The following is a 13,129-nucleotide window of genomic DNA, read 5'->3' on the forward strand; positions in this document are numbered from 1 at the left end:
GGCTCAGGTCCCCCGTCGCGTTGCCAGCAGCGCTGCGCCGACGAGCGCGAGCAGTGTCACGACGGCAGTGAACCCGGGCCCGGACGTGGCGGTCGTCTCCGACTCTGTGGCTGCAGTGTCAGCTGTCGCCGTTGCCGCCGAGTCGCCCCCGGTGTCTGACGTGTCGGTCGCCGTTGCACCGCCGGATTCGCCGTTGCCGTCAGCCCCGGAATCGGCCTGCTGGTCGGTCGAAATCCAGACCGGGCTGGTCAGCGCTCGGTCGCCGTCCTCGTCGACGACGCGGAAGGCGACCCAGGCGTTCCCGTCGACGTCCACGTCGGTGCTCATGGTGTCGTTCGTGCCGTCCAGCGTGACGTTCGAGACGGTCGTCCCGTTCCGGATGACCTCGGCGTATGCGAGTTCGTCGAGGTTCCGGAACGTTGCGGACGCCTCCACGGATGACCCGGCGGTCGTGTTCACGGTTTCACCGGGCATCTTGTCGTCGACGGTGAACTCAACGGCCGGACCGTACGTCGCGTACGTGTGCCCGTCTTTTACCGACTGGGCCCACTTCTCGGGCGTGACGGTCCCCTCGACGTATGCTCGGGTGCGGGCGCTGCCGTATTTCGCCGGGAAGCACTGCGAACAGTGGTCGTCGCTGACACCGGTCGCCGTGATCTCGTACCCCTCGTTCCAGAGGGTGAACAGCCCCTGCACGCTGGCAGCGTCGGACTCGCCGTACGGGCCGTTGTACGCCTCGATGGCGTCGACCATCGGGAGGTACTCCTCGTGTTGGCCGGGCGCGCTGTCGAGGCTGACGAAGCGGTCACCCGGATGGTTGATCTGGAACACCGTTGCGTTGTGCCTACTGCGGGACTCCTCGATGAACTCCACGAGCGTCCCGTCGGAGTCGACCATCTCCTCGCCGTGCATCGGGTAGGGGTTGAAGTGTCCGAGGTCGCCGGTCGTGATCTCCTCACTCCGGACAAACATGATGTCGCGTTCCTCGGCCTGTGCCTCCATCGATCCCCACCCGCCAATGGCGTTGTGGTCGGAGATGAACACTGCGTCGAGACCCGCCGATTGCTGGATGGCGACGAAGTTGTCGATGGGCGTCTTGCCGTCGAAGCTGACGCTGCTGTGGGCGTGGGGGTCGATGCCGACCCAGTTGCGCTCGCTGGGGTCCAGTTCCTCGGTGAACGTCGCGTTGACGCTGACTGCTTCGCCGGGCGTCACCGAGATGTTCTTCTCGACCGGTTCGGCGATATACCCGGTCCCGTGGTTGAACACCAGCGTGTATTTGCCGGGCGGGAGCTGGAACGAGGCCGTCCCGGCCGGCGTCGTCTGGGTGTAGACGGTCTGGACCGCGGTGCCGTCGTCGAGCACCGTAATCCGGGCGTCGGCGGGACTGACCTCACCCTCGTCGTCTATCGTTGCGGTGACGTTGACGGGGGCTGGCCCCTCCAGCGAGTCGAAGTCGGCAGTGGCTGTCTCGCCGCTGTTGACAGTGACGGACTTGGGATCCGATGCCGCGAACCCGTCGGCGTCGGCCGTCAGCGTGTACTCGCCGGCAGGGAGTTCGAGTTCGTACGCTCCCGTCTCTGATCCGACGGTGTAGGTGAACGCACGGTCGCCCTTCGAGGCGGTGACGGTGGCCTGTGACACAGACTCGCTGTCCGTACTCTCGATGCTCCCGGTCACAGTTCCCGTCTCGGTTCCCTGCTGCTGGTTGTAGTACTCGCTGGTCGCGCTACTTGAACCGTCTTCACCGACGAAGAGGGCAAACTCCGCTGACCGAGTTTCACCGGGGTTGAGGCGGTGTTCGAGCCACGGATCAACCCATGTCGTCGAACCCGTGTACGAGGTAAAGGAGCCATTCCCGCCCCAGACGCCGTAGCTCACGCGATCACCGGTGAGTGCGGCCCATGGCTGATCGAGTGTGTCGGCGCTCACTGGCGGCGAGCGCGCCTCCTCGATTCTTCCCGAACCAGGGAGCCAGGTTGACTGGCCTTCGGAACTCAGTGCGGCCCCGCTCTGAAGCCGTTCGGAGTCGTTGATTGGGAGGCGCTGGTCGCCGCCGTTCTCCATCGTGGTGTTGATCCAGATGTGGCTGGAGTTGGCCGGCAACGTGTACGTTGTCGTGACGGAGACGTTCGGATTCGTGCTGACGTGGCCGGTCGCGGTGACGACCGCCGCGCCGTTTGGCCCGGTGGCGTTCTGGCGCTCGAAGGACTCGTATACCGGCCACGTCCCGAAGTTGTTGAACGCGAACTCGGCGACGCCGATCTGGTCGGTCGTCAGCCCGTACGCGTTGGCGTCGTAGATACCGCCCGGCAGTGTGCCGAAGGGACCGTTGGTTTCGGTGCCGATGGCGGCGGCGACTTCGCTGTTTTTCAGGACGATTGTCTCGTTCGCCGGCGTCTCGCCGCCTTTGACTCGCTCACCGGTGACGGCGACTGGCCTGTCCGGGCGCTCGACGTGGCCCGACGAGGCCAGCCACTTCACGGTCCGGAAGAGGAACGGCCGCGTATCGGTTTGCTGGTGTTCGGCCTGCCACTCGTCGGTGAGATACGTCGTGAGCGACTTCTGGCTGCCGAAGGCAACGACGCGGCCGTTGTCACCGATGTCCCACGTCGCGGCCGCACCGACGATGCGCTCGCCACGGGGGTACTCTTTCTCTGTCGTGGAGTAGGTGTACTCGTAGGTATCGCTGTCACCGTACAGCAACGGGGCCTGTGTCCCGTTGTCCGTGCCGGTCACGTTGAGACTGACGCCATCGTACTCCACGGTGTCCACGGTGTTCATTATCGGATGGCGGCCCGTGTTGTGCAGGATGACCCGCCACTCGTAGTCTTCAACCGTCTTGTTGGTCGGGTCCTGAACATTTCGGAGCCACTTGTCGCTCTCGCCGTTGAAATGCAGCCCGTACGGATCGGTGATGTCGTTGAGCTTGCTGGCGTGGCCCTGCAGCGGCGAGGTCCAGTCCCCGACGACAAACAGGCTGCCGCCGTTTCTGACGTATTCGTCGATTGCAGCCTGCTCGGCCTCGCTATAGGCTGTCTGTGGGACGGGGATGATGACCACGTCGTAATCCGACAGCCCGCTCGCTGCCGAACTGTTCCACGAGGTCAGTCCACCGGTCGTCGACCGTTTCGTATCGACATCGTACCCGCGTTCACTGAGCCGGTTTGCGAACTTCGTGAACGTCGAGCCCTGATGGCTCCCGTCGATCAACACGTCGACGCCGGCACCGCTGTTGTTGAGATCGACCGACCCGTCAGGAACCGGACAGCTCCCGTCAAGCTGACAGGTCGCCCCACCAGCTGCGGCCGTCTGTGTCATCGTCTGACTGTTCGCCGATACCACCTCGCTTTGTTTGCTCGGCGCAGCAGCGGCACTTCCGAGGAACCCAGTGCTGACAACCGAGAAAACGAGCAGTATGCTGAACGCGACTGCCCATATACAATTTTTATTCATTACTTCCTGTACGGTATAGGTACCGAATAGTTAAAATTTACCATAGCTTAACTATTCGCAAATAGTGACTGTTTTCTGTAACAACCCACTACTATTCCAATGTCTCTAGAAAGCGTAACTCAGCCTTGGCTCCAGAGGTGGATAAACCCAGAGCTGTCGTTGAATATCGTACTGCCCGGCCGGTATAAGACGGCTTCGACGGACACACCTGCTCTGTCGGCCACACATTCCCACATACCGATTGTGGTCGCGACGACGACCCGACAGATCCCCCACAGAACACTGGCGGTCTGTCTACAGCGATACGTGTGCCACGACCAGTACGTACCAGCTTTTAAGACCCGATGGGCGGAACTCGGAAGGTATGTCACGTAAAGTCTTCTTCGATACGGACCCTGGCTGCGATGACGCGGTCATGCTGGCGATGGCGCTCGGTCACGAGGCAATCGATGTGGTCGGTCTCTCGACTGTCTGCGGAAATACGACTATCGAGAACACGACGCGAAACGCCCACGCGATACTGGGCCTCGGTGGCTACGACGTTCCGGTGTCCCGTGGCTGTGGCCGTCCGCTCGTCGATGATCTCACGACCGCCGAGTGGATTCACGGCGAGAACGGACTCCACGGCGACATCCCTGACGCAGACGGCGATACACGGGACATCCACGGGGCCGACGCAATCGTCGAAGCCGCCCACGAGTACGGGGACGAACTGACGATTGCGGCCGTCGGGCCGCTCCCGAACCTGGCGATTGCACTGGCGAAAGAACCGCGCCTCCCCGACCTCGTCGACGACATCTATCTCATGGGCGGGGCGGCGATGACGACCGGGAACGTGACGCCGATGGCCGAAGCCAACTTCCACAACGACCCCGCAGCGGCCAGTCGCGTTCTGCAGGACGCCAACACGCGGATGGTCGGCCTTGACGTGACCAATCGTGCCACCGTCTCCCCCGAGTTTATACAGGAGTTCCGCAACGCTGGTGGCGTCCGCGGGACCATCGCCGAGTGGCTCGACTACCGGCCTGACTCCGGGACCTATCCTACCGCCGACGCACCGGCCATCCACGACGCCGCCGTCGTCGCCGACATCATTGACGAGTCGGTACTCTCCTTCGAGGAGTACTACCTCGATGTAGACACGACCGGTGGTCCTTGCCACGGGGCCGTCATCTGTGACGAGCACGGCACGACCGACAACGAACCCAACAGCGAGGTGGCAGTCGACATCGACGTGGACCGCTACCGCGAGGTTCTCGAAACCGGTGTCAGGGCGTACGCGACAGACTGATTCGACTCCTCAGTCTGTGACGGTGTTATTCGTAGACGTGGACGCTTCCAGTGGTGTTGTCTTCGATGTAGTCCCAGTCGTACTCCACGCCCAGGCCGGGGCCGTCGGGGACGCCAACTGTTCCGTCGTCGTCGACGGCGTCCATCAGGTCGGAGTAGCCGCCCTCGTACACCGGCGGCTGGGTGTTCTGGCAGTCCGGGTGGACCAGCGCCATCTCGTAGTAGTTCGAGTTCCGGCAGGCGGCGATGCAGTGCCGCTGAGCGGGGCCTGGCGCGTGGAACTCCACGTCCAGCCCGAACGCTTCGGCCATCCGGGCCACCTTGATTGCGCCGGTGATGCCCGCGTCGTACTCGGGGTCGGCCCGGAGGAAGTCAGTCGCCTCGCTGGCGGCGAAGTCGGATTTGATTTCCAGCCCGCGGATGTGTTCGGTCTGGAGGATCGGCGTATCGAGTTTCTGTGCCAGCTTCTTGTGGGCGTGCTGTGAGATACCGCCGTCCCGGAACGGGTCCTCGTACCAGAAGAAGTCCTGTTCATCGAGCGCCCGACCCAGCTCCAGCGCGTCGGCGAACGTCTCCAGTTCGCAGGCCGGGTCGTGCATCAGGTCCATCTCGTCGCCGACCGCGTCGCCGACAGCGTGGACCGCCTCGACCTCGCGGTCGAGGCTTCGGGCGTCGTCGCCGCCGCCCCAGCCGTGAATCTTGAAGCCACCGAAGCCCTCGTCCCGGCACTCCTCGGCGAAGTCGGCGAAGGCTTCGGGCGAGTCCAGTCCCCCGGCGTCGTCGCCGTGATACGTCGACGCGTAGGCGGGGATGCGCTCGCGATAGGTCCCCAGCAGCTCGTGAATCGGTGCGTCGTAGTACTTGCCGGCGAAGTCCCACAGCGCGATGTCGATGGGGCCAATACCCATCCGGTCGTACTTTCGGAGCGCGCGCTTGCATTCGGACCAATGCTTCTCGCGTTTCAGCGGGTCCTTGCCGATGAGGTACTGGGAGATGATGTTGTACTGGGCGGCTGCTGGTGAGTTCCCACCGACGTACTCGCCCGTGATTCCCTCGTCAGTGTGAATCTGGACACCGAATAGTTTCCGCGTGGTTGTCTCGCCCGGCGCATAGACCAGATTGAAGCCGTGCTTATCGGTCCCTACATCTTCGAGGGGGTACTCGAACTCTCGGCTTTCGATTTTCGTTATCGTTGGCGACATTTGCCGGACATACTGTGGTGGGGATATTAAAGCTACCCCGCGACAGATGCACTGCTGCTGTTTGAGTGGCCGACATAGCAGCGACCGGAACCACGGGTTCACTCAGTCCAGCGCGTCGAGACGACGAATACCGGGCTCACCCAGCCGAACCGAACAGCCGATGTACAGCGGTTCGATGACTCTGGGGTAGTCGAAGGACACCGCGTGTTCATGCAGCACCTTCGGGTCGCCGGCTTCGCCCTGCCACATATCGTGATGTGAGGGCAGCAACCGGGACAACTGGAGCTGGTTTGCGGCCTCGATGATCTCGTTTTCGTCCATATACCACTTCGTTCTGACACCGCAGTCCGGCTCGGGCTCGTAAATAGAACCGACGGTGCCAAACGCCAGCGCGCCCACATCGATGTCGAACCGCTCGCCAACGCCGGAAAATGCCTCTGCGGGCCGGCTGTCGCCGGCGTGGAAGAACGTCCCAACGTCGTGCTCGACGACGTATCCTACCGGTTCGATGGCGTCAGGGTCGTTCGTCCCGGTCACGTGTACGGTGAAGTCGCCGATGGTGACCTCGTCACCGACGGCGATTTCGTTGCGCTGCTGGTCGGGCACCCGCATCTCACCGTCGTAGTCCGGGGAGTCATACGATGCCGACGGCGCATACAGGTCCGCTCCGAGCTGTTCGACCAGCGGGCCGTACGACGGCGGATGCATATGGTCGATGTGTTCGTGCGTGACGAGTGTCGCATCACATTCGGTCGCGTCGGCGGGGTCCATCGGCACTGGAATCATGCGGATGAGGTTCGGCGGGTCGCCAGTCCCGAAGTACGGGTCGATGTACAGCGTCGTCGACTGTGAGCGAAGTACGAAACCGTTACAGCCGAGATACCAGATCACGACGCCGTCGCCGGGGTCGGTCGCTTCTATCTCCTCACGGACGAACCAGTCGTCCCACGTTGACTGAACCATGCGCCGAACTACATCTGGCCGGGTGAAAAAATCTCGCACCGCGTTCAATCGAGCGTGACCGTCGACTCCGTCTCGGAGGCCTCATACACCGCCTTAATCGTCTTGATATCGACGAGGCCGTGTTTGCCGTCGGCATAGGGGTCAGTGTCGGTCAGCAGACAGTGAGCGAAGTACTCGAACTCCTCTTCCATCTGGTCGATCTGTTCGAAGCCGATGTCGACCGTCGTCCCCTCGTGGGAAAGCTGGAGCGCCCGGTCGTCCCAGGGGTAGAAGGCCGGTTCGACGCGGACTTTCCCCTCCGTTCCCAGCACGGAGATGTGGCTGTCGAGATGGGCGTTCTGGCTGGCGGTACACACCGCGTACACGTGGCCCGGGAAATCCACTTGGAACGCGCCGTGTTCGTCTGGCACGTCGGCGAACTCCGCTTGCACTGATGCGACGGTCCCTCGGACAGCCGTCGGGTCGGCATCCAGCAGGAACCGGCTCGTGTTCAGTGGGTAGATGCCGATATCCATTACGGCACACCCGCCGGAAAGATCCCCGTCCAGCCGCCACTGGTCGGGGTCGGGGACGAGTTCGAGGATCGGTTCGGTCATGTTTCCGTGTACGAACAGCGGGTCACCGATGTACCCCTCATCGATGAGGTCCTTGGCTCGCCGGACGGCTGGCTCGGTGTGCATCCGATAGGCGATCATCAGCGTCGCGTCGTGTTCGTCACAGACCTCGACCATTCGCTCGGCGCGCTCGATGGTGGCCTCCATCGGCTTCTCACAGAGGATCGCCTTGCCCAGTTCTGCTGCCGTCTCGACGTACGGAAGGTGGAGCGCGTTTGGGGTGACGATGTAGACGGCGTCGTACGCGTCACTCGCGACACCGTCGTGGAACTCCTCGTAGGTGATTGCGTGTTCGACTGTCTCTGAATCAGCCGCCACATCGGCCGCCTTCTCGCGGTCACTGCTGACCAGTACCGTCGTTTCACAGAGGTCCCCCGCGTTGACGGCGGGCATCGCCTGTTCGGTGGTCCACCAGCCGACGCCGATCATCGCAAACCGAACGGGGCTGTCGGTTTCTGTCTGCTCCTGCCAGTCTCGACGGTCGAATCCGCCCGTGAGCGCGTCAACGTTCATACAGGTGCGGTCTACTGGCTGGATATTATCTTTTGTGTTGGCACGCCCGTGTCGGCGTCCGCTGTCCCAGCTTTGAGAATGGTAGTTCATATCTTATGTAAGTAAGTCCCGACAGGTGAGACAACTGTTCGGTATTGAGGAACAGACTGGCAGCCCAACCTGTAGACATTCCACAGCGACTGTCGATAATCCGAACGGCGAATGCTGTTTCACGGGCCGTCTGTGGGCTTTTTTCGTCTATGCTCTCGGCTTTCCGTACCGAGAATAACGACAGTACAACCGTTACGGCAGCTGTTCCGTTATATTGAACAGTCGATCGTTACGGAGCGGTACGGGTCGGTCGCCTGTTGGGGTCTCGAAGATCAGTACGAGATACCCGGTCTGTAACCGAAAGTCTGCTTCGCACGACGGTGGCTGCCTCGATTAGCTGTTACGGTACACCGTCTTGATGTAGCTGAAGAACTCCAGGCCGGCGTCGCCCTGCTCGCGGTAGGTGTTCGTCGACGAGCGTTTGAGGCCGCCGAAGGGAACGTGCAGCTCCAGTCCAGTCGTCTTCTCGTTGATCTTGACCACGCCGGATTCAGAGCGCTCGATGAACTCGTTTTCCTCCTCGATCCGGTCGGTTACGATGCTGGCCGAGAGACCGTAGTCGATATCGTTGGCGACCTCGACACCCTCGTCGAAGTCGGAGACCGAAATAACGGCGAGTACCGGCCCGAACACCTCTTCCTGTGCAATACGCATATCTGGCTCGACATCGGAGAACACGGCCGGCGAAATGAAGTTCCCGGCGTCGTACTCGCCGCCGGTGAGTTCCTCGCCGCCCGTCTCGAGGGTTGCTCCCTCCGACTGTGCGATGTCGATGTACTCCAGACTCCCCGCGAGTTCATCCTCACTGACGTGGGGACCCATGCCGGCCCGGTCGAGGCCGTTTCCGATCTCGAGGGACTCGGCGTAGTCGACGACGGTATCGAGGAATTCATCGTAGACATCCTCGTGGACGATAGCTCGGGAGGTCGCCGTACAGGCCTGCCCTGTCCCGCCGAAGGCCCCGGCTCCGACGATGTCAGCTGCCTTGTCCACGTCGGCGCTTGGCATGACGACCGTCGGGTTCTTTCCGCCCATCTCTGCCTGCGCACGCTTCCCGTTGCTCGTTGCCTGTTCGTAGACGTGCTCGCCGACCGAGGCGCTGCCGGTGAATGACACCACGTCGACGTCGTCGTGGGTGGTCAGCCGTTCGCCGACTTCGCTACCGGGGCCACAGACCAGATTGATAGCGCCGTCCGGGATCCCAGCCTCGTCCAGCGCCTCGACGATCATCGCGCCGACGGTCGGTGCCTGCATCGCGGGCTTGATGACGACGGTGTTGCCGACCGCGAGCGCCGGCGCGATCTTCCAGGCCGGAATCGCGATGGGGTAGTTCCACGGCGTGATGAGCGCCGCGACGCCCATCGGCTCTTTTTTCGTCTGCAGGCCAGCGCGGCCGCCGCTGGGCTGTTTGACAGTCCCCCCGAAGTCACGGGCCTTCTCCGCGTAGTAATAGAAGATATCAATCGCCCGCTGTACCTCGCCCTCGGCTTCACCGAGCGGTTTCCCCTCTTCGCGGGTCAGCGTCTCTGCGAGCTTGTCTTTCCGGGATTTCAGGATTTCACCGGTCTCACGCAGAATCGCACCGCGCTCCGGGCCAGGCATCCCGGCCCATTCGTCTGTTGCTGCTACCGCGGCTGCGACCGCGTCATCGGCCTCTGCCGCCGAGGCCACCGGAACCGTGCTGACGACGTCAGTCCCGTCTGCCGGGTTCGTGATGTCTTGTGTCTCCCCGCGTCCGGTCCACTCGCCGCCGATATAGTTTTTATACGTCTGCGTCATACGTTTGAATCATCTCATTCCCAATACTTACGCGTTTCCCATCCTTCGCTGTGTTCCGACGTTCGACGGTATGGAACGACGGCTGACGCCGATGGCAATGCCGAACACCAAGCATCGCAGCCAGCGTCGCCAGAACCAGCCCCGTGACGACCGGTCTACTGCGGCCCTAGCTGAAGGCCTCTAAAATAGCCACCGCTGTCAAACACCAAGACAACACGAAATCTGTGTGTGCCAGATGTGTCACAGCGCGAGGCGTGACTGTGTTACGGTTGTCTTGCTGAAAATACTATCCCCCTGTGCGTATCCTTCTCCCTGTGCTATCGCGCCTTGTTGCGTGCCACTATGCCCGCTCACTGAGTCCCACCATTCCAGTATATAAAGCCTTCCCATAGTATAACACGTGTATGTATGTTATCGAGCACGCTGCCGACAGTCGCTACTGCTGGGTCAGCTGCCGTCGGTAATCCGCCTTCGCTATTTGATATAGCGGCTATTGATTTACTGATGCAAACAGCGCCGATCAAACGGTCCCAGCCAATGCACTGTAGTACCGCTCAGGCCTCTCGAATTAAGTCGAGCCACTCTGCCAGTGGCACTGTTTCACTATTCGATCCCAGAAACTAGGTGACAAGAAGGCGAATGCACGCACAAATATTGGGATAACGCTCTCATAATCAACTATCTGATGCTACTCGATGGCAGCGTTGTCCGTGCCGAGCTTAACAATGGACCTGTTCGTCACCGTCCACTCTTTCGAGAAGCGCATTCGCAAGTGCGCTCTTCCGGTGTGAGACCAGCAGATGGCAGTAAATATCGTCTTCACTGTCTGCACCACAGTTACACAGCGGGCAGCCGTATGTGTCGCTCTTTGCCGCTTCGGTCGCTCGCTCTGGGATGCTGGCCTGCATGTACGGACGTACGACCGTATCACACATAGCGGCTTCTAGGACTGCTATGTCGCCCTCAGTATGCATATAGAGTTTGCGGCGGTCCCGGGAAACACTGTCCCGCTACTTATCATGTATTCGGGCTATCGCCGCGACAAACCACAGTCACGCACCCACCTTGTGCCCCAGACAAGACTTTTCGGATAGACATGCTCACAAGCCGACACAGCTCGAGCGGTATCCGATACGAAAACAGCGGACTTCTCGATTATCTATTCCAGATACGTTGTTGAATATTGCGGTCTCTGTCTAGACGCACGGTCGAACAACCGTCGGCACGCGAGCATCGCCGAACAACTCAGTCACCGGCGGCTATTCGGCAATTCACTCGCCCTCGTGGAGTTACTGTGCTCGCTCCTGTAGCCGCTGTATTCGCTCGTCCATCGGTGGATGCGTCGATAGGAGGCGTGAAAACTCGCTGTCCGATTCGCTGTGAACGTATAGCTGCCGCAGGAGGCCCGGTTCCGGCTTCGACGCCTGTTCGATTTTCGCGAGCGTCCGGGCAAGCGCAACGGGATTCTCCGTTATCTCGACCGCGCGGTCGTCGGCTGCCAGCTCACGGCGTCTGGAATAGCCGAGTATCACCAGCGTTACGGCGAATCCGAGACCGGCAACGACCTGCAGCGAGTACCGCTGTGTCCGGCCAAGCCAGGTGCGTGACCATGACGAGGGGTCGCCGCGCAGCAATGCGAGCGACCGGGCGATTCCACCGGCCAGTACGATAATAGGGAACAACACGAGGCCGATGAGCCCGACAAGTGTCTGGACGATGCTGTAGGCGACAGTCTGCACGAGCGCATCACGGGTCTCCAGATGCGCGAGTTCATGTCCCAGAAGTGCCTCGAATTCCGCTGCAGACAGCAGCTGGAACAGCCGTCTGTCGAGGACGATAGCTCCAGCGCCGCCACCGATGGCAAACGCGTTCGGGACCGGCAGCTCCGCCAGTAACAGCGTCGGTGTTTCGACATCCATCTGGCCGACAAGCGCGTCAAGACGGCGGTAGACTTCTGGTGCACGCGCCCGCGGGAGCTCGACTGCATCGAGGGATCGCTTGAGCCGCGCTGTTGCAGCCCAGTAGTTCAGGACGCCGAGAGTAATCGCCGTCCCAAGAATGGCCAGCGCGGCCATCACTGGTGACGGACGGCTGTTCCACACTGGAAGCAGCAGAATATATCCCACGTATGCCGCCACAAGATAGACCAGTAGCGACACCAGTCCGACGACGGTCATGAGTAGCCGTCGGGTCACAACCATGTATGCCGGTACGCCGTTATCGGAAAAAACCGCTTCGGCGGTGTCACTGCCGACGCTTGCACACTTCGATGCTGCGTTTCTCGCTCTCGGACCATTTGATATAGCGGTATTGGATTTATTTTGGTTAGCAAAACGGTCTCCTTTCTGCTGGAACGGCGACAGAACAGCGCTCTCGGCCGTGAGAATAGTGATGGCCGATAAGTGGTGTACACGTAGCCGACACGCCTTTTTGACCGCCACACAGACGACTCAGTATGCGAATCGCTCGCCTTCTGACGGACGATGGACCGGTTACCGGTGAATACGTCGACGGTGTGATCAACGCTGACGACGGCCAGTACACGGTCGGCCGCGACGGACGGCTGCTGTCGCCGTGTGAACCGACCGCGCTGTACTGCGTCGGTCGGAACTACGCCGCTACGAACGACCAGATGGATTACGACCGGCCCGAGGAACCGGACTTCTTCATCAAGCCCCCGACGGCGTTACTCGCCCACGGGCAGGACATTCCGTACCCGTCGTTCACTACCGAGCTCACCTACGCCGGTGAGCTAGTTGCGGTCATCGGTGAGCGGTGTCGCGGCCTCGACCCAGCCGATGTCTCCGACGCCGTCAGCGGCTACACGATACTGAACGATGTCGATGCGCTGGACCAGCAGGGTCGAACCGCACGGAAGGCCTTTGACGGGTCTGCACCCCTAGGACCATGGATCGAGACCGATATCGACCCAACTGCTATTGATATGCATACCGACATCAACGACGAACGCCGGCAGTCTGCCAACACCAGCGAGATGCTGTTTGGACCTCACGAGGTGGTCGCGTACCTCTCGGAGCGGTTCACACTCTATCCCGGCGACGTCATCGCCTTCGGCAGCCCGGCCAACCCCGGGACTGTCAAACCCGGTGACAGCATCGAGATAACCTACGACGGCGTCGGCACACTCCGCAATTCGGTCGCTGAGCCATAACAGTACCCGAGCTGCTGGAATCGTACCGTAGCGCCTTCTTTGGTACCTTT

9 protein-coding genes are annotated in these 13,129 nt (G+C 61.4%); 2 read left to right on the forward strand and 7 right to left on the reverse strand.

Going from position 1 to position 13,129, the window contains the following annotated elements; genetic code table 11:
- Positions 1-3: 3 nt before the first annotated feature.
- Positions 4-3,456, reverse strand: coding sequence for a CehA/McbA family metallohydrolase (locus C437_RS17220; protein WP_004518276.1), 3,453 nt, complete (start codon positions 3,454-3,456; stop codon positions 4-6).
- 364 nt (positions 3,457-3,820) lie between these two features.
- Between C437_RS17220 and C437_RS17225 the strand changes: the two genes are divergently transcribed.
- Entirely contained in the window at positions 3,821-4,747 is a 927-nt protein-coding gene (locus C437_RS17225; RefSeq protein WP_004518277.1) for a nucleoside hydrolase, read from the forward strand.
- Positions 4,748-4,772: 25 nt separating this feature from the next.
- Here C437_RS17225 and C437_RS17230 read toward each other — a convergent pair whose 3' ends face one another.
- The 6 genes from C437_RS17230 to C437_RS17255 form a co-directional block, all read right to left on the reverse strand.
- Positions 4,773-5,948: a mandelate racemase family protein gene (locus C437_RS17230; protein ID WP_004518278.1), complete on the reverse strand. Its 1,176-nt coding sequence runs from the start codon at positions 5,946-5,948 to the stop codon at positions 4,773-4,775.
- 102 nt (positions 5,949-6,050) lie between these two features.
- Complete coding sequence (locus C437_RS17235) at positions 6,051-6,911, reverse strand: MBL fold metallo-hydrolase (RefSeq protein ID WP_004518279.1); 861 nt, start codon at positions 6,909-6,911, stop codon at positions 6,051-6,053.
- 44 nt (positions 6,912-6,955) lie between these two features.
- Entirely contained in the window at positions 6,956-8,038 is a 1,083-nt protein-coding gene (gene gfo6, locus C437_RS17240; protein WP_004518280.1) for a D-xylose 1-dehydrogenase Gfo6, read from the reverse strand.
- Between the two features lie 423 nt (positions 8,039-8,461).
- The gene (gene xacF, locus C437_RS17245) at positions 8,462-9,907 is read right to left on the reverse strand and encodes a 2,5-dioxovalerate dehydrogenase (protein WP_004518281.1); all 1,446 of its coding nucleotides are present in this window, start codon (positions 9,905-9,907) and stop codon (positions 8,462-8,464) included.
- A gap of 719 nt (positions 9,908-10,626) precedes the next feature.
- Positions 10,627-10,815: a hypothetical protein gene (locus tag C437_RS17250; protein WP_004518282.1), complete on the reverse strand. Its 189-nt coding sequence runs from the start codon at positions 10,813-10,815 to the stop codon at positions 10,627-10,629.
- A gap of 381 nt (positions 10,816-11,196) precedes the next feature.
- Positions 11,197-12,108 carry a M48 family metallopeptidase gene (locus C437_RS17255; protein ID WP_004518283.1) on the reverse strand — a complete coding sequence of 304 codons (912 nt, stop codon included), beginning with the start codon at positions 12,106-12,108 and terminating at the stop codon, positions 11,197-11,199.
- Between the two features lie 254 nt (positions 12,109-12,362).
- Between C437_RS17255 and C437_RS17260 the strand changes: the two genes are divergently transcribed.
- Positions 12,363-13,079 carry a fumarylacetoacetate hydrolase family protein gene (locus tag C437_RS17260; protein ID WP_004518284.1) on the forward strand — a complete coding sequence of 239 codons (717 nt, stop codon included), beginning with the start codon at positions 12,363-12,365 and terminating at the stop codon, positions 13,077-13,079.
- Positions 13,080-13,129: the final 50 nt, after the last annotated feature.

Origin of the sequence: Haloarcula vallismortis ATCC 29715, from assembly GCF_000337775.1 — an archaeon.
Lineage (GTDB): Archaea > Halobacteriota > Halobacteria > Halobacteriales > Haloarculaceae > Haloarcula > Haloarcula vallismortis.

Coding starts and splice junctions, on each gene's coding strand:
- C437_RS17220 (WP_004518276.1), bottom strand. CDS start 3,456: ATGAATAAAAATTGTATATGGGCAGTCGCGTTCAGCATACTGCTCGTT.
- C437_RS17225 (WP_004518277.1), top strand. CDS start 3,821: ATGTCACGTAAAGTCTTCTTCGATACGGACCCTGGCTGCGATGACGCG.
- C437_RS17230 (WP_004518278.1), bottom strand. CDS start 5,948: ATGTCGCCAACGATAACGAAAATCGAAAGCCGAGAGTTCGAGTACCCC.
- C437_RS17235 (WP_004518279.1), bottom strand. CDS start 6,911: ATGGTTCAGTCAACGTGGGACGACTGGTTCGTCCGTGAGGAGATAGAA.
- gfo6 (WP_004518280.1), bottom strand. CDS start 8,038: ATGAACGTTGACGCGCTCACGGGCGGATTCGACCGTCGAGACTGGCAG.
- xacF (WP_004518281.1), bottom strand. CDS start 9,907: ATGACGCAGACGTATAAAAACTATATCGGCGGCGAGTGGACCGGACGC.
- C437_RS17250 (WP_004518282.1), bottom strand. CDS start 10,815: ATGCAGGCCAGCATCCCAGAGCGAGCGACCGAAGCGGCAAAGAGCGAC.
- C437_RS17255 (WP_004518283.1), bottom strand. CDS start 12,108: ATGGTTGTGACCCGACGGCTACTCATGACCGTCGTCGGACTGGTGTCG.
- C437_RS17260 (WP_004518284.1), top strand. CDS start 12,363: ATGCGAATCGCTCGCCTTCTGACGGACGATGGACCGGTTACCGGTGAA.